Raw genomic sequence first — 16,413 nt, 5'->3', positions numbered from 1 at the left:
AAGCGTTGCCGATCGACCGACGCCACCACGATCCGTCGTCGGCACGCAGGGTGGACCCCGAAGCCGCCCGCACCCGACCCGGGAGCGCCCCCGTCATGACCCCCGAGCACCGCATCATCGTCGTCGGCTGCGGCGGCCCCGGCGCCGCCGCGCTGTACTGGTCGGCGCGGGCCGCGGGCGGACGGCCGGGGGCCGTGCTCGGCCTGGAGGCCGGACGCGTCGGCGCCGGCCCCGAGCGCACCCTCGCGCTGAGCCGCACCCAGCCCCTCGACGTGCACGCCGCCCTCGCCCCCGCCGCCCTCGCCGCGTGGCGGGACGTGGAGCGGGTCTCGGGTCAGCACCTCGTCGCCGACACCGGCGAGCTCGTCGTGTCGGCCGGGACCCGGCTGGGCGTGGACGTGCTCGACGGCTACCGCGCGGTCGCCGCCCGGCATGCGACGCCGGTCGAGGAGCTCGACGCGCGCGCCGTGCGCGCCCGCTGGCCGCAGCTGCGGCTGACCGGCACCGAGCGGGCGATCTTCCAGCGCACCGCCGGGGTCGTCGACGCGCAACGGGCCGCCGCCGTGCACCTGGCGCTCGCCCGCGGGCAGGGCGCCGAGGTCCGGGAGGACACCCCGGTCCGCTCGATCCGCCCCGTGCGCGACCACGTCGAGGTCGTCACCGACGACGGGGTCCACCGCGCTGCGCAGGTGCTCGTGACGGCGGACGCCGTCGCCGCCGGCCTGCTCGCCGACCTGGGCCGCCCGCTCCCGCTCGTCACCCGCCACGAGCAGGTCAGCCGTTATGCGACGGCGCACCTGCTCGAGCACTCCCCCGGCGCGTTCCCGATCGTCCGCTGGCACGGCGCCGAGGACCTCGTCGCCCTCCCGGTGCACGGCGCCGTCGCGACGACCCTGGACCAGGACCTCGACGGCCACGGCCCGCCGTCCTTCGAGGCCGACGCGCTGCACCGCAAGAACCGCGAGGAGTTCCTCGCCGAGCACCTGCCCGAGTTCGGCGGCCCCGAGCTCTCCAGCACGACCGCCACCTCGACCGTCGCGCCGGACCGCCACCTCGTCGTCGACACCGTGCCCGAGGCGCCGGCCGTGCACGTGGCGGTGGGCACGGGTCGGGCGGGCGCCTACGCCTCGCTGCTGGGGCGGGTCCTCGCCGAGTTCGCGACGGCGGGTCGCTCCCGCATTCCGGTCGACACGTTCGCCCTCGCCCGCCCGGCGCTCCTCGACGCCGACTTCGAGCGCCGGTTCGGCTTCTAGCGCGGCATCAGCAGTTCCGGCCGGAGACGCGGGCCAGGTGCTCGTGCGCGAGGCGGACCGCCATGGCCCCCTCGCCCACCGCGGACGCCACCCGCTTGATCGACCCGCTCCGGACGTCGCCGGCGGCGAACACGCCCGGGACGTCGGTCTCCAGCGTCGCCCGCACCCCCTCCGGGGCTCCCCGGTCGCCCTCCCCGTCGACGCGGGCGGCGAGGGCCGGGCCGGTACGGACGTAGCCGCCGTCGTCGAGCGAGACCGCCCCGGCCAGCCAGCCGGTACACGGACTCGCCCCGATGAACACCATGAGCTCGCGGGCCGGCAGCTCCACGCGGGATCCGCTCGTCGCGTCCTCCACGACCACGGCCTCGAGCCGGCCGTCCTCACCCTCGAGATCGCGGATCTCGGTGTGCAGATGCACCTCGATGCGCGGATCGCGCTCGATCCGGTCGGCGAGGTACCGGGACATGTACTCGTCGAGGGACTGCTCGCGGACGACGAGCGCGACCGACCGGGCGTGGTCGGCCAGGAAGAGCGCGGCCTGGCCGGCCGAGTTCCCGCCCCCCACCACCACGACCGGGTCGGACACGCACAACTGGGCCTCGACGAGGGTCGCGGCGTAGTACACGCTCGTCTGCTCGAACTCGGCCAGCCGCGGGACCGGGAGGCGGCGGTAGCGGGCCCCCGTCGCGATCACGAGGGTGCGCGTGCGGATCTCCTCCCCCTCGGACAGCCGGACGGTGGGATGCGCCCCGGACACGTCCAGGGTGACGGCGTCGGCGGGCACGGTGGCGGAGGCGCCGAACTTCCGCGCCTGCACCTCGGCCCGCTCGGCGAGCTCGGCGCCCGAGATGCCCGCCGGGAAGCCGAGGTAGTTCTCGATCCGCGACGACCGGGCGGCCTGGCCGCCGATGGCGACGGCGTCGAGGAGCTGGGTGGACAGTCCCTCGGAGGCCGCGTACACGGCGGCGGCGAGGCCGGCGGGTCCGGCACCGACCACGAGCAGGTCACACACCCCGGGCGAGGGCCGGTCGGGTCGCCGCCCGACGAGGGCGGCGACCTCGGCGGTCTGGGGGTTGCGCAGGACCTGGTCGCGCCACAGCACGACGGGGGTCTCGGCCGCCGTGATCCCGAGCCCGCGCAGCAGGGACTCGGCCTCGACGTCGGCCTCGACGTCGACGAACCGGTGCGGGAGCCGGTTGCGGGCCGCGAACTCCCGCAGCCGGCGGGTGTCCGGCGAGTACCGGGAGCCGATGATGCGGAAGCCCAGTCCCTCCCCGATCGCGAGCGTGCGCCGGACGAGGTAGGCCCGGAGGACGTCGTCCCCGAACGCCTGGTCCCGGACCACGATGTCCCGCAGGCGGTCCGCGGGGACCTCCAGCACCTCCCCGGGCTCCAGCACGATCGTCGAGAAGAAGGCGACCTCGCCGGTCAGCAGACCGAGCTCCCCGAGGAACCGCCCGGGTCCGTGGACCCGCACCAGTCGCTCCGCCGGGGTCCCGAGCGCCTCGACGACGGCGACCCGGCCCGAGGTCACCACGAGGAACGACTCCTCCGGGCGTCCCTCGCCGTAGAGCACCTCCCCGCGCCGGGTCTGCCGGCGCGACCCGTACCCGTCCAGCACCCGCACCCGGTCCTCCGACAGGCGGGGGAAGGCACCGCTCAGGTCCGGGGTCTCGTCCGGCGGCGCGGTGGCGAGCAGCCGCTCGACGTCGTCGGCGGTCGTCCTCCCGGGCGTCACGCGAACGCCTCGTCGACGAAGCACCAACGCCAGTACTCCCCCGGCTCCGCCGACTGCACGATCGGGTGCCCGACGACACCCGCGTGCGCGCGGGCGTGGCGCATCGGCGAGGAATCGCAGCACCCGACGTGTCCGCACGTCAGGCACAACCGCAGGTGCACCCACGGGGTGCCCGTCCGCAGGCACTCCTCGCACCCGTCGGTCTGCGGGGCCACGTCGCGGACCCAGGCGAGGTGCGGGTCGGTGACCACGTCGCGCGGGGCGGTCATCGCCGACCTCCCCGGTCCGGCGACCGTCCGGTCGAGGTCGGGTCGGTCGGCGGGCCGAGCGCGCGGCTCGACCCGGAGCGCATACACGTCACGAGCGCCTCCTGGAGGTCCGAGGTCGCGGACGGGCCCGGTCGCCCCGACCGCGGGCCACCACGGTCACACCGGTGCGCCACCTCCGAACCGGTCCGACGGAGGCAATCCCCGCAGGCCTCCTGGACCCGGCGTGTCGGTCCACCCGCTCGCCGACGTCGTCGAGCGGCGGGAACGGGTGGACCGACAGGTGCGTGGGCCTGACCCGCCGGGTCCAGACCGCGCCGCGGGAATGCACCCGCGAGACCGGTTCGGTGCCGGACGGACGGGCGCACCGTGGGATCGCCCGGTGGCCGCCGGGGCCACACCGAGAGCCGCGCAGGTCGGAGGCATCCGGCCGCTCGATGGGAGGAACCGACATGGCACGCGCCGCGGGGATCGACCTCGGCACCACGAACTCGGTCATCGCCGCCTGGGAGAGCGGGGCCTCCGAGGTGGTCCCGAACGCCGAGGGCGCGCGGACCACGCCGTCGGTGGTCGCCTTCACCGACACCGGGGAACGCCTGGTCGGGCAGCTCGCCCGCCGGCAGGCGATCCTCAATCCCCAGGGCACGGTGTACTCGGTCAAGCGGTTCATCGGACGCCGCTTCGACGAGGTGACCGACGAGGCCTCCCAGGTCACCTACGACGTGGTGGCCGACGAGAACGGCAACGCGCGCATCCGGATCCGGGACGAGCTCTACGCCCCGGAGGAGATCAGCGCGATGATCCTCCGCAAGCTCGCCGACGACGCGGGCCGACAGCTCGGCGAGAAGGTCGACAAGGTCGTCATCACCGTGCCGGCCTACTTCAACGACGCCCAGCGCACGGCGACCCGCGATGCCGGCCGGATCGCGGGTCTCGAGGTGCTGCGGATCATCAACGAGCCGACGGCCGCGGCTTTGGCCTACGGGATGGACAAGCGCGAGCACGAGACGGTGCTGGTGTTCGACCTGGGCGGCGGGACGTTCGACGTGAGCATCCTCGACGTGGGCGACGGCGTCGTCGAGGTGCGCGCCACCGCCGGCGACACCCACCTCGGGGGCGACGACTTCGACCGCCGGATCGTCGACCACCTCGCCGACGGGTTCGCCGCGGAGAACGGCATCGACCTCCGCCGTGACCCGCAGGCCCTGCAGCGGCTCCACGAGGCGGCGGAGAAGGCGAAGGTCGAGCTGAGCTCCGTCGCGCAGACGCAGATCAGCCTGCCGTTCGTCACGGCCGACGCGACCGGCCCCAAGCACCTGACCACGACCCTGATGCGCTCGACGTTCGAACGGCTGAGCGCGGACCTCGTCGACCGCACGATGGGGCCGGTGGAGCAGGCGATGGCCGACGCGCGGGTGACGGCCGCCGACATCGACGAGGTCATCCTCGTCGGTGGCTCCACCCGCATCCCCGCCGTCCAGGCCCTCGTGCGCCGGCTCACCGGCGGCAAGGACGCGAACATGAGCGTCAACCCCGACGAGGTGGTCGCCGACGGCGCGGGCACGCAGGCCGGCGTCCTCACCGGGGACGTCTCCGACGTGCTGCTGCTCGATGTCACGCCGCTCTCGCTCGGCGTGGAGACCCAGGGCGGCGTCATGACGAAGATCATGGAACGCAACACGACGATCCCGGCGCGGGGCAGCGAGACCTTCTCGACGGCGGCGGACAACCAGCCCGCCGTCGACGTGGTGGTGCTGCAGGGCGAACGCGAGCGCGCCGCGGACAACCGCGTGCTCGGCCGCTTCCAGCTGGGCGACATCCGGCCGGCGCCCCGCGGCGAGCCGCAGGTCGAGGTCACGCTCGACGTCGACGCGAACGGCATCCTCAACGTGACCGCCCGCGACCGCGACACCGGGGCGGAGCAGGGGATCACGATCTCCGAGAGCTCCACCCTGGACCAGGCCGAGGTCGACCGCATGGTCGCCGACGCGGAGCGGAACCGGACCTCCGACCAGGAGCTGCGGCGCGACGTCGAGGCCCGCAACACCCTCGACGCGGTCGCCCACCAGGTGCAGCGCCTGCTCGACGAGCTGGGCGACGACGCCCCGGCACACGAGCGGGCGCGGGCCGAGATGCTGGTGGCCGACGCCCGCACCGCCGTCGGCGAGGAGGTGCCGCGGACCCGTGCCGAGGAGCTGACCCAGGAGCTGCAGGGCGTGCTCGACGGGCTCCGGGCCGCCTCGGCCGGCCGGGCCGACGGGACGTCGGGCGGGGCGCGCGCCGACGCCGCGGGGAGCTCGGGCGCCTCGGGGGCCGCGGCGGACGGTGGCGGCAGCGACGACGTGATCGACGCCGAGTTCGATCGCACCTGAGCCGCACACGATGACCTCCCCGACGCCCGGGCCCGACCCGGGATCGACACGGACCTCTCCCCACGACGAGGTGGACGACGACCGCCGCGGCCCGGACGGCGGGTCCGAGCCGGCCCCGGGCCGGGACGGGGGCGGGAACCCACCCGGCGCGGACGGGGCGGCCCCGTCCGCCGACGGGTTCGAGGACCGGTGGCGGCGCGCCGTCGCGGACCTCGACAACCTGCGCAAGCGGCACGCCCGGTCGCTCGGCCAGGAACGGACGGACGAACGGGGGCGGGTGGCCGCGGCGTTCCTCCCGGTGCTGGACAACCTCGACCTGGCCCTGCAGCACACGCACGCCGACCCGGACGCCGTCCTCGAGGGCGTCCGGGCCGTCCGGGAGCAGGCGGCGGCGATCCTCGCGGGCCTCGGCTATCCGCGCCAGGACGACACCGGCGTCCCGTTCGACCCGGCCCGCCACGAGGTGGTGGGCGTCGTCGCCCCGGCGGACGGCCTGGCACCCGGACACGTCGCGGAGGTGGTCCGTCCCGGCTACGGGACCCCGGAGCGGCAGCTGCGGCCGGCCTCGGTGACCGTCACCGGGCCGGCGGAGGGGTGAGCGGAGGTGGCCCGCGACTTCTACGAGGTGCTCGGCGTCCCCCGCGACGCCGGGAGCGAGGAGCTCCAGCAGGCCTTCCGCCGGCTGGCCCGCGCCAACCATCCCGACGTCAACCGTGACCCCGCGGCGGAGGACCGGTTCAAGGAGATCAACGAGGCCTACCACGTCCTGTCCGACCCCGGGTCGCGCCGCCGCTACGACCGGTTCGGGGAGGACTTCCGCAAGGTCCCCGACGACTGGGAGCAGACCGTCGGTGCCGGGGTCGGGGGCCGGGCGGGCGGTCGGTCGTCCGCCGGCCCGGGAGCCGGTTTCCGCTCCGCGGGCTTCGACTCCGCGGGCTTCGACTCCGCGGGCTTCGACTCTGCGGGTTTCGACGATCTCGCCGGGGACATCGACATCGAGGAGCTCCTCGGCGGCATGTTCGGCCGCGGGCGCGCGCGGTCCGGGCCGATCAGTGGGGCCGACCAGGAGGCGGAGCTCCCGCTGACCGTCGAGGAGGCCTACCGCGGTGGTCGCCGCCCGGTGACGCTGACCGGGACGGCCGGACCCCGCACCTACACGGTGACGATCCCCGCAGGCGTGACCGACGGGCAGCGCATCCGGTTGACCGGCGAGGGCGGGCGCGGGGTCGGTGGTGGGGAGCCCGGCGACCTCTACTTCGTCGTGCGGCTCCTCCCGCACCCCCAATTCCGGGTGACGGGCCGCGACATCAGCGTCGATCTGCCCCTCGCCCCCTGGGAGGCCGCGCTCGGCGGGAGCGTGCCCGTCCCGACCCCCGCCGGCGGGACGAAGGTCGAGGTCCCGCCGGGCTCGTCCACCGGGCGCCGGCTGCGCCTGCGGGGGCAGGGCATGCCGAACCCCCGGGGGGCGCCGGGAGACCTGTTCGCCGAGATCGAGGTCATGGTCCCGCCCCGGCCGACCGACGCCGAGCGGGATCTCTTCGCCCGCCTCGCCGAGATCTCCGACTTCGACCCGCGCCGCGACGGACGACGAGGTGGGCCATGACACAGAGCTACGTGATGACGGTCCGCCGGCAGCCGGGACGGCGGTTGAGCCGGGAGGAGTTCTGCCGGCGCAGCGGGGTGCACCCCGACCTGCTGGGGCGCTTCGTCGCCCTCGGGCTGGTGCAGGCGGTCCGGGGCGGGGGCGAGCTGCGGTTCCCACCCGGCCAGCTCCCCGTCGTCGCCCGCATCGAGCGCCTCCGGCGGGGGCTCGGGCTCAACTACGCCGCGATCGGGCTGGTCTGTGAGCTGCTCGATCGCATCCAGGAACTGGAAGGCCGGCTGCGGGACGGGAGCACCTGATGGACCTGAACCGACTCACCCAGAAATCGCAGGAGGCGTTGTCCGCCGCCCAGGGCATCGCGACGAGGGCCGGTCACACCGAGGTCGACGGCGAACACCTGTTGCTCGCCCTGCTGGAGCAGCCCGACGGGCTGGCACCCCGGCTGCTCACCGGGTCCGGGGTCGACGTGTCCCGGCTGCGCGGGGACGTCGAGGCCGCGCTGTCGCGCAAGCCGAGGACGACCCGTCCGTCGGCGTCCCCGGGTCAGGTCTCGGTCACGCAGGCCCTGGCGCGTGTCCTGGAGGCGGCCGAACGCGAGGCGGCCCGGCTCAAGGACGAGTACGTGTCCGTCGAGCACCTGCTGGTCGCGCTCGCCGACGGGGGCGAGCAGACGGGGGCGGGTCGCCTCCTGGCCCGGTTCGGGATCACCCGCGATCGCATCCTCACCGAGCTCACCACGATCCGCGGCAACCAGCGGGTGACCTCGGCGAGCCCGGAGGGCACCTACGAGGCACTCACCAAGTACGGCCAGGATCTCGTCGCGAACGCGCGGCAGGGCCGGATGGACCCGGTCATCGGCCGCGACGCCGAGGTCCGCCGCGTGATCCAGATCCTGTCCCGCAAGTCCAAGAACAACCCGGTGCTGATCGGCGACCCGGGCGTGGGGAAGACCGCGATCGTCGAGGGGCTCGCGCAGCGCATCGCGCACGGCGACGTCCCGGAGGGCCTCACCGACCGGACGGTGTTCGCCCTGGACATGGGGCTGCTCATCGCCGGAGCGAAGTACCGGGGCGAGTTCGAGGAGCGGTTGCAGGCCGTGCTCGCGGAGGTCAGGGCCGCCGAGGGCCGGATCCTGCTGTTCGTCGACGAGATGCACACCGTGGTCGGCGCGGGGGCGGCCGAGGGCTCGATGGACTCGAGCAACATGCTCAAGCCGATGCTCGCCCGGGGCGAACTGCACATGATCGGCGCCACCACGCTCGACGAGTACCGCCACGTCGAGAACGACGCCGCGCTGGAGCGTCGCTTCCAGCCGGTCCACGTCGAGCAGCCCAGCATCGAGGACACCGTCTCCATCCTGCGTGGCCTGCGCGAACGGCTGCAGGTGTTCCACGGGGTACGCATCCAGGACGGCGCGCTGGTGGCGGCCGCGACCCTCTCGGACCGCTACCTCACCGAGCGCTTCCTCCCGGACAAGGCGATCGACCTGGTCGACGAGGCGTGCGCCCGGCTCCGCACCGAGATCGACTCGATGCCCGCGGAACTCGACGGGATCACCCGCCGGGTCACCCGGCTGGAGATCGAGGAGGCGGCGCTGGCCCAGGAGACGGACACGGCGAGCGCGTCCCGGCTCGAGGAGCTGCGCCGCGAGCTGTCCGACCTCCGCGCCGAGGCCGACGCCATGCGCGCCCAGTGGGAGGCCGAACGGCAGGCCATCAAGCGCGTCCAGGAATTGCGGGCCGAGCTGGAGCAGGTCCGCCGCGACGCCGAGGAGGCCGAGCGCGCCTACGACCTCAACCGCGCCGCCGAGCTGCGCTACGGCCGTCTCGTCGAGCTGGAGCGCCGGCTCACGGCCGAGGAGGGGCATCTCGTGACGAAGCAGGGCGGTCGACGCCTGCTCCGCGAGGAGGTCACCGCGGAGGAGATCTCCGAGATCGTGTCCGCCTGGACCGGCATCCCGGTCAGCCAGCTCACCGAGGGCGAGCGGGAGAAGCTCCTGCGGCTGGACAAGATCCTGCACGGTCGGGTGGTCGGGCAGGACGAGGCGGTCCGCGCGGTGACCGACGCGATCATGCGGGCCCGCTCCGGGATCAAGGACCCGCGGCGCCCGACCGGGTCGTTCATCTTCCTCGGACCCACCGGCGTCGGGAAGACCGAGCTGGCCAAGGCGCTGGCGTCGGCGCTGTTCGACTCCGAGGACAACCTGGTCCGCATCGACATGAGCGAGTACCAGGAGCGACACACCGTGTCACGTCTGGTGGGGGCCCCGCCCGGCTACGTCGGCCACGAGGAGGGCGGTCAGCTCACCGAGGCGGTCCGGCGGCGGCCCTACGCCGTGGTGCTGTTCGACGAGATCGAGAAGGCACACCCCGACGTGTTCAACACGCTGCTCCAGGTGCTCGACGACGGCCGCCTCACCGACGCGCGGGGCCGCACCGTCGACTTCCGCAACGCCGTCGTGATCATGACCTCCAACATCGGGTCGCAGTACCTGATCGACGGGGTGACCCCGAGCGGGGATCTCACCGACGAGGCCCGCGACCAGGTGATGGCGGCGCTGCGCGCGCACTTCCGCCCCGAGTTCCTCAACCGGGTCGACGACACCGTGCTGTTCACGCCGCTCGTCGCGAACCAGATCGCCGAGATCGTGGACCTGATGCTCACCGAGCTGCGGGCCCGGCTGGCCGAGCGCCACGTCGGACTGCGGGTGACCGACGCGGCGCGCGCCTTCGTCGCCCGGGAGGGCTACGACCCGGTGTACGGGGCGCGGCCCCTGCGCCGCTTCATTGCCCGCGAGGTGGAGACCGCCGTCGCGAGGGCGCTGGTGGCCGGGGAGGTCGTCGACGGATCGACCGTCGACGTCGACGTCCGCGACGGCCGGCTCGTCGTCGGCCACGACGCCCCCACCCGGACCGACCAGGCGGTGGTGCCGGTATGACGGCCGGAACGGGCCGCGAGCCGGTGGTCACCTGCCCGAACTGCGGCATGCGCAACCGGGTGCCCGCCGTGGGTACCGGGCGGCCGGCGTGCGGGAACTGCCACGCGCACCTGCCGTGGATCGCCGAGGCGGGCGACGCCGACTTCACCGAGATCGCCGAGCGGGCGCCCCTGCCGGTGCTGGTCGACCTGTGGGCCCCGTGGTGCGGGCCCTGCCGCATGGTGAGCCCGGCCCTCGAGCAGCTCGCCACGGAGCGGGCGGGCCGGATCAAGCTGGTGAAGGTCGACATCGACGCGAATCCCGGGACCGCCCGGCGCTTCGAGGTCATGGCGGTCCCCACCCTGCTCGTCCTGCGTCGGGGCGACGTCGTCGCCCGGCAGGCCGGCGCGGCGCCGCTCCCGACGCTGCGCACCTGGCTGGACGAGTCCCTCGGCGCCGACGCCGGGACCACCCCCCACGCGAAGGAGACGACCTGATGACGAGCGCGGTGGCGAACACGCTGACGAACGCGACGACCGGTGCGACGACGGGCCTGCGCGACCGGGCCTGGGTGATCCCGCTGCGGCTGGTGTCGGGCGGCTACGTCCTCGACTCCGGCCTCTCCAAGTGGGGCGCCGACGAGGCCACCGCCAAGTACCTGCACGGGTTCGCTCGCGGCGCCTACCCGTTCCTCGAGCAGGTCGACCCGATCACCTTCGCGAGGGGCCTGGCGGCGGGCGAGGTGGGCCTCGGTGCCGCGCTGCTGCTGCCCGTCGTGCCGAACGCCGTCGTCGGGGTCGGACTGCTCGCCTTCGGAGCGGGACTGCTCGGGCTCTACGCGGCCACCCCCGGGATGCGCCGCCCGGGCAGCGTCTTCCCGACGCCCGATGGCATCCCGCTCGCGAAGGACGTGTGGCTCGTCGGGATCGGGGCGGCCCTGGCGCTGGCCGGCAATGGCTCCGGCCGTCGGCGGCGTCGGTCCAGGCTCGCACCCCTCCGCCTCGCCTCCTAGCCGAACTCGGCCGCGCACGCGGTCGGGTGCGGTCGGGTTCGGACGTATCGGGCACACGGTGTGATGATCTACGTGCCGGGGGTAGTGCGACTCCCATGACCGAGATCCGCGACGCGGCCACGGCGACCCGGGTGGACAGCGGCCTCCGGAAGGATCTGGGGTTCTGGTCCCTGCTCGCCGCCGGGCTGGGCAGCGTGATCGGCTCCGGCTGGCTGTTCTCCTCGCTGTACGCCGCGCAGGACGCCGGGCCGGCAGCGATGCTCGCGTGGGTCATCGGCGGCGCGCTGATGCTCTGCGTCGCGCTGGTGTTCGCCGAGCTGGGCATGGCGAAGCCCGAGTCCGGCGGGCTCGTGCGGTACCCGATGTACTCCCACGGCGGGCTCGCCGCGGGCATCGTCGGCTGGGCGAACTGGATCAGCTACGTCGGAAACCCGCCCACCGAGGCCGCAGGCGTCGTGCAGTACGCCGCCGCCTACCTGCCCGGGGTCTACGAGGGCGAGCAGCTCACCGGCCTCGGCGTCGCCCTCGCGGTGGTGCTCATGGCCGCGTTCGTGGCGCTGAACTGGTTCGGGGTGCGGCTGTTCGCCCGGTCCAACACCACGATCACCGCGATCAAGATCCTGATCCCGGTGACGACGATCGTCCTGCTCGTTGCCAGCGGCTTCGACTCCTCGAACCTCACCGACCACGGCGGCTTCGCGCCCTACGGCTGGAGCGCCGCGCTGGGCTCGATCGCGACGGCGGGGATGGTGTTCGCCTACACCGGCTTCCGCAACGTCGTCGAGCTGTCCGGGGAGGCGCGCGACCCCCGCCGCACCGTGCCCCGCGCGCTCATCATCACGATCCTCGTGACGATCGTGCTCTACCTCGGCCTCCAGCTCGCGTTCCTCGGTGCCGTCCCCGCGTCGTCGCTGCTCGGAGGGTGGCACGGGGTCAACTTCGACTCGCCGTTCGCCGACCTCGCGATGGTGCTCGGGCTGACCTGGCTGTCGTGGACGCTGATCGCCGACTCGATGCTCTCGCCGTCCGGCTCCGGCATCGTCTTCACCGCCGCCAACGCCCGCAACGTCTTCGGCCTGGCCAAGAACGGCTTCTTCCCCTCCTGGCTGACCGGCCTCAACGCGCGCGGCGTGCCCGCCCGGGCGTTGGCGGTCAACTTCCTCATCGGCCTCGCGTACCTGCTGCCGCTGCCGAGCTGGCACTCGATCATCTCGGTGACGGGGTCGATCGCGGCCTTCACCTTCCAGATCGGGTCGGTCTCGCTCATCGCGTTCCGGCGCTCGGGCCTGACCCGTCGGGACACCCGGCTGCGCGGCATGACCGTGGTCGCCCCGGTCGCCTTCGTCGTGTCCTCGTTGGTGATCTTCTGGGTGTCCTGGCCGAAGCTGCGCATCGCCATGGCGATCACCGTGATCGGGGTGATCGTCTACATCGTGGTGTGGCTGCGCTCGGGTCGACCCGCGGGCCAGCTCTCGGGCGGCTGGTGGCTCGTGGTCTACCTCGCCGGCATCACGGTGCTCTCCGCGCTCGGCAGCTTCGACGGCGCCGGCGTGCTCCCGGCGCCGTGGGACAGCGTGGTGGTCGCCGTGTTCGCGCTCGCGATCTACGCCTGGGGCGTGCGCAGCGGTGTGGCCCACATGCTCGCGCGGCCGGAGATGGTGCGGGAACTGCGTGCGGAGGCCGACCAGGACCGGGGTGACGCCCCGGAGGAGGCCGACGTCCCGGGGTCGGTGCGCTAGGCAGTGGATCATGCCGAACGCGACGTGTCGCGTTCGGCATGATCCACTGCCTAGCGCCCGGGAGGGGTGGAGCCGCCGACCAGACGCACGAGGCTCGCCGGGGCGACGTGCCGGTAGGCGTCGGTGACGAGGCCGCGCAGCTCGTCGTCGTCGAGGGCGTCCGCGCCGTCGAGGTCCAGGCGGAGGCCGACCCAGCCGCGGTGCCCCACGTAGGGCGGTCGGAAGAACCGCGTCGGCTCGTCGTCGATCAGCTGCTCGGCGACGCCGGGCGGGGCCGCGGCCCAGAGCGCGACGTGCGGGTCGCCGTGATGGTGGTCGGCGAACATGACGAACGTCTTCCGCCCCCGCACGAACCAGCACGGGGTGCCGTGACTCGGGCGCTCGACGACCTCGGGCAGAGCCAGGCAGGCGGCGCGGACGCGGTGCAGGAGCGGCTCGGGGTCCACGGCTCCTAGACGAGCAGAGCCCCCACCAGGAGCGCCAGCACGAAGGCCAGCAGCACCACGACCGTGACGATCTTCGTCCACGGCGCGGGGGCGGTGTCGAGCTCGCCGTCGCGCTGGTCGTCGCTCACCCGTCAGTCCCTCGCTCGTCCGGTTCGTCCGGTTCGAGGCTACCGGTCGGCGAGGAGGGGTGACGGCGCCAGGTCGCTAGCTCGCTCGGCGACGCCCGCTCTCGGTCGCGACCGCCGCGTGCCGGGCGGCCACACCGCGTGCGCTCTCGCCCGACGGGGCGACGAGGGCGGCGTGCCGACCGGTGGCGGGCTCCGGGACGGGGGCGGCGGGCGTGCGGGGTGCCGGGGCGGCTCCGCCGCCGAAGGTCATGGCGCCGCCGAACGGGGCCGTGGTCTCCGTGGATCCCGGAGGTCCTTCCCGACGACGGGTCGGGGCCGGCGCCGCGGCGCGCTCGGCCTTCGTGGCCGACGCGACCGGGGCCTCGGACGGCGCGGACGGCGCGGACAGCGCGGACGCCCGGCCGTGCCGCTGGTGCGCGGGACGGGCGTCGGCGACCTCCTCACGGAGCGCGGGCCGGTCCCGGTCCTCTGCCGCCGTGCGCCGGGCGTGGGCGGAGCGCGTGACGGTGGCGACCGGCCCGGCGGCCGGTGTCGCCTCGGCGCGGGCCGGGGTCGGTCGCGGCGTCGTGGCGCTCCGGTGCGTCGAGGGCCGGGGCCGCTCCTCGCTCGGCACCGGGCGGGGTGACGGAACGGCGTCCGCGGGGGCCGCACCGCCGCGGCGGGGCACCGCTGCCGCGCGGGACTCGTCGGCGAGACGTCGACGTCCGCCACCGGTGGGGCGGGCGGTCGGTTCCGCCGAGGCGCGCTCGGACGAGGTCCGCTCCGACGCGGCACGCCGGGAGGTGGTCCGCGGCGCCGCCGAGGGCTCGGCTGCGGTGCGCGCGGCGGTCCGGTCGTCCGCGCCGACGCGGACCCGCTCGGTGGCTCGGCCCTCCGGTGCCGCGGCCGGGCGCACCCGGCCGTCGCGGATGGCGACGGTCTCGGCGGTCAGTCCGCGCGCCACGGTGGCGCTGCGCTGCGCGACGGAGACCGTGGTCGTCCGCTCCTCGGCGGCCGGCGAGGGACGCCACCCGGGGCTCGGACGCACCGCGGTGCGGGAGCGCTCCTCGAGGGGGGCAGCCGCCGCCGGGCGGCGCGCCGGGGTCGGCCGGGCGACGGTGGTCGTGCGCTCCTCGACGGCGGGCCGACGCGGCGCGGGGGTGGGCCGCACCGTGGTCGTGGGCGCCGCCACGGGATCGGTGGGCTCCCCGACCTCCGCGACCGCGTCGGTCTCCCGCCGGCGCGGCCGGGCTGGCCGCACGGGCACTGGCACGAAGGGCGCGGCGTCGACCGGGGGCGGCGCGGGCGTCGTGGCACGGCGTCGCGCGCGCGAACGCGTCCCGAGGGCGGAGGCGACGAAGGCGAGCCCCACGACGACCCAGAACGCCACGACCGCGACCTGGTACCAGGGCGGCGGCGAGGAGAACAGCACGACCTGCACCCCGGCCGCGGCCAGCGAGACGAGTGCGAGCACCGCCGCGGTCGAGGCGCGCGTGGTGAGCTGCCAGACCGGCCGACCCTGACGCGTGCGCAGCACGACGGAACGCACAGGGCGACCTCCTCGCATGTCACCCGGTCGAGTGACCCGGCCGTTATAGCACCTGCATCAGACCGTTGTCTGGCAGGCCGGGCACCAGAACAGGTTCCGGGCGACGTGCGTACTCCGGACGATCTCCGTCCCGCACAGCAGACACGGCCGGCCGTCCCGCCGGTAGACGTAGACCGGGCGGTCCTGTGCGAGGTCCGCGTGCTCCGGACGGAGGGTGCGGATGGACCCGCGCTTCACCCCGTCCCGCAGGAGTTCCCCCAGGTCCTCCCACACGGCGTCGAAGCGGTGACGGCCCAGGGCCCGCCCCTCGAGCAGCGGGTCGATGCCGTGTCGGAACAGCACCTCGGCGCGGTAGACGTTCCCGACGCCGGCGATGACGGCCTGGTCCATCAGCAGCGTCGCGAGCGGCGCACGCGACCGCGCGATCCGCGCCCACACGCGATCCGGGTCGGCGTCGGCCCGCAACGGGTCCGGTCCGAGGCGCGCGTGCAGCGCCTCGACCTCACTCTCGGTGAGCACCTCACAGGCCGTGGCCCCGCGCAGGTCGGCGAAGTGGGTGGGCCCGACCATGCGCATCCGGACCTGCCCGCGCGGCTCCGGCACCCCGTCGTCGGGAACGGGGCTCATCGAGAACTTGCCGTAGAGCCCGAGGTGGACGTGGACCACGAGGTCAGCCTCGTAGACGTGAAAGAGGTGCTTGCCGTGCGCGTCCACGTCACGCAGGACGCGGCCGTCGACGAGCTCCGCCCCGGCCGTGAAGCGCCCCTGCGGCGACCACACCTCGAGGGGCTTGCCGCGGAAGCGGCGGCGGTGGACGTTCGCCAGCCGCCGGATCGTGTGGCCCTCAGGCACCCGTGATGTGCCCGGTCTTCTCGTACTCGGTGAGCATGTCGATGCGGCGCTGGTGCCGGCCGCCCTCGAACCCGGTGGCGAGGAAGGCCTCGACGATCGTCGTCGCCTCGTCGGCCGTGTGCATGCGCGCGCCGATCGACACGATCTGCGCGTCGTTGTGCCGGCGCGCGAGCTCCGCGGTCTCGGTGTTGTAGGCGAGCGCGGCGCGGATGCCGGTCACCTTGTTGGCCGCGATCTGCTCGCCGTTGCCCGAGCCGCCGATGACGACGCCGAGCGACCCGGAGTCGGCGAGGACGCGCTCCCCGGTGGCGGTGCAGTGCGGCGGGTAGTCGTCGGAGGCGTCGTACTCCGCGGGCCCGACGTCGACCACCTCGTGCCCGGCGTCGGCCAGCGCCGTGAGCAGGTGGGCCTTGAGCTCGAAGCCGGCGTGGTCGGAGCCGATGTAGACGCGCACGGTGCCGAGTCTCCCAGCTCCCTACCCGGTCCCGACGACGGGTGCGGCCCGATCGGGGGAACGTCACGACCGCGGGTCGCGAAACATCCCCGTGACACGACCGAT

The 16,413-nt window shown here is 74.6% G+C and carries 16 protein-coding genes; 9 read left to right on the top strand and 7 right to left on the bottom strand.

The features are described from left to right. Positions 1-95: 95 nt before the first annotated feature. Positions 96-1,253, top strand: coding sequence for an FAD-dependent oxidoreductase (locus BJ983_RS00245; protein ID WP_179791956.1), 1,158 nt, complete (start codon positions 96-98; stop codon positions 1,251-1,253). 7 nt (positions 1,254-1,260) lie between these two features. Here the strand turns inward: BJ983_RS00245 and BJ983_RS00240 are convergent, their stop codons facing one another. Then, positions 1,261-2,991: an FAD-dependent oxidoreductase gene (locus BJ983_RS00240; protein WP_179791955.1), complete on the bottom strand. Its 1,731-nt coding sequence runs from the start codon at positions 2,989-2,991 to the stop codon at positions 1,261-1,263. Then, the gene (locus BJ983_RS00235; protein ID WP_179791954.1) at positions 2,988-3,260 is read right to left on the bottom strand and encodes a UBP-type zinc finger domain-containing protein; all 273 of its coding nucleotides are present in this window, start codon (positions 3,258-3,260) and stop codon (positions 2,988-2,990) included. Before BJ983_RS00235 ends, BJ983_RS00240 begins: the two co-directional genes overlap by 4 nt. A gap of 449 nt (positions 3,261-3,709) precedes the next feature. On the opposite strand from BJ983_RS00235, the gene dnaK reads away from it, so the two are divergent. The 8 genes from dnaK (at position 3,710) to BJ983_RS00195 (ending at position 12,900) form a co-directional block, all read left to right on the top strand. After that, positions 3,710-5,629: a molecular chaperone DnaK gene (gene dnaK, locus BJ983_RS00230; protein ID WP_179791953.1), complete on the top strand. Its 1,920-nt coding sequence runs from the start codon at positions 3,710-3,712 to the stop codon at positions 5,627-5,629. Between the two features lie 70 nt (positions 5,630-5,699). Continuing rightward, positions 5,700-6,227, top strand: coding sequence for a nucleotide exchange factor GrpE (locus BJ983_RS00225; RefSeq protein WP_343053559.1), 528 nt, complete (start codon positions 5,700-5,702; stop codon positions 6,225-6,227). Between the two features lie 6 nt (positions 6,228-6,233). After that, positions 6,234-7,232 (top strand): DnaJ C-terminal domain-containing protein, encoded by a 999-nt coding sequence (locus tag BJ983_RS00220; protein WP_179791951.1) that lies wholly within the window; start codon positions 6,234-6,236, stop codon positions 7,230-7,232. Continuing rightward, the gene (locus BJ983_RS00215) at positions 7,229-7,531 is read left to right on the top strand and encodes a chaperone modulator CbpM (RefSeq protein WP_179791950.1); all 303 of its coding nucleotides are present in this window, start codon (positions 7,229-7,231) and stop codon (positions 7,529-7,531) included. Before BJ983_RS00220 ends, BJ983_RS00215 begins: the two co-directional genes overlap by 4 nt. Continuing rightward, entirely contained in the window at positions 7,531-10,170 is a 2,640-nt protein-coding gene (clpB, locus tag BJ983_RS00210; RefSeq protein WP_179791949.1) for an ATP-dependent chaperone ClpB, read from the top strand. The genes BJ983_RS00215 and clpB overlap by 1 nt, the downstream gene beginning before the upstream one ends. After that, positions 10,167-10,646 (top strand): thioredoxin, encoded by a 480-nt coding sequence (gene trxA / locus BJ983_RS00205; RefSeq protein WP_179791948.1) that lies wholly within the window; start codon positions 10,167-10,169, stop codon positions 10,644-10,646. The genes clpB and trxA overlap by 4 nt, the downstream gene beginning before the upstream one ends. Then, positions 10,646-11,161 (top strand): hypothetical protein, encoded by a 516-nt coding sequence (locus BJ983_RS00200; RefSeq protein WP_246325499.1) that lies wholly within the window; start codon positions 10,646-10,648, stop codon positions 11,159-11,161. Before trxA ends, BJ983_RS00200 begins: the two co-directional genes overlap by 1 nt. Positions 11,162-11,256: 95 nt before the next feature. After that, positions 11,257-12,900 (top strand): APC family permease, encoded by a 1,644-nt coding sequence (locus BJ983_RS00195; RefSeq protein ID WP_179791947.1) that lies wholly within the window; start codon positions 11,257-11,259, stop codon positions 12,898-12,900. 50 nt (positions 12,901-12,950) lie between these two features. Here BJ983_RS00195 and BJ983_RS00190 read toward each other — a convergent pair whose 3' ends face one another. From BJ983_RS00190 to BJ983_RS00175, 5 genes are all read right to left on the bottom strand, one after another. Beyond that, a complete protein-coding gene (locus tag BJ983_RS00190) occupies positions 12,951-13,346 on the bottom strand; it encodes an MmcQ/YjbR family DNA-binding protein (protein WP_179791946.1) in 396 nt (131 codons plus the stop codon). Positions 13,347-13,351: 5 nt separating this feature from the next. Next, complete coding sequence (locus BJ983_RS31395; RefSeq protein WP_281376241.1) at positions 13,352-13,474, bottom strand: hypothetical protein; 123 nt, start codon at positions 13,472-13,474, stop codon at positions 13,352-13,354. A 76-nt stretch (positions 13,475-13,550) separates the two neighbouring features. After that, on the bottom strand, positions 13,551-15,002 hold the full coding sequence (locus BJ983_RS00185) for a hypothetical protein (protein WP_179791945.1): 1,452 nt from the start codon (positions 15,000-15,002) through the stop codon (positions 13,551-13,553). Positions 15,003-15,059: 57 nt separating this feature from the next. Then, a complete protein-coding gene (locus BJ983_RS00180) occupies positions 15,060-15,854 on the bottom strand; it encodes an Fpg/Nei family DNA glycosylase (RefSeq protein WP_179791944.1) in 795 nt (264 codons plus the stop codon). Continuing rightward, positions 15,847-16,308, bottom strand: a complete 462-nt coding sequence (locus BJ983_RS00175) for a ribose-5-phosphate isomerase (RefSeq protein WP_179791943.1) — start codon at positions 16,306-16,308, stop codon at positions 15,847-15,849. The genes BJ983_RS00180 and BJ983_RS00175 overlap by 8 nt, the downstream gene beginning before the upstream one ends. Positions 16,309-16,413 lie beyond the last annotated feature (105 nt).

Origin of the sequence: Actinomycetospora corticicola (assembly GCF_013409505.1) — a bacterium.
Classification (GTDB): Bacteria; Actinomycetota; Actinomycetes; order Mycobacteriales; family Pseudonocardiaceae; genus Actinomycetospora; species Actinomycetospora corticicola.
This window is presented reverse-complemented; position numbering and strand designations above follow the sequence as displayed.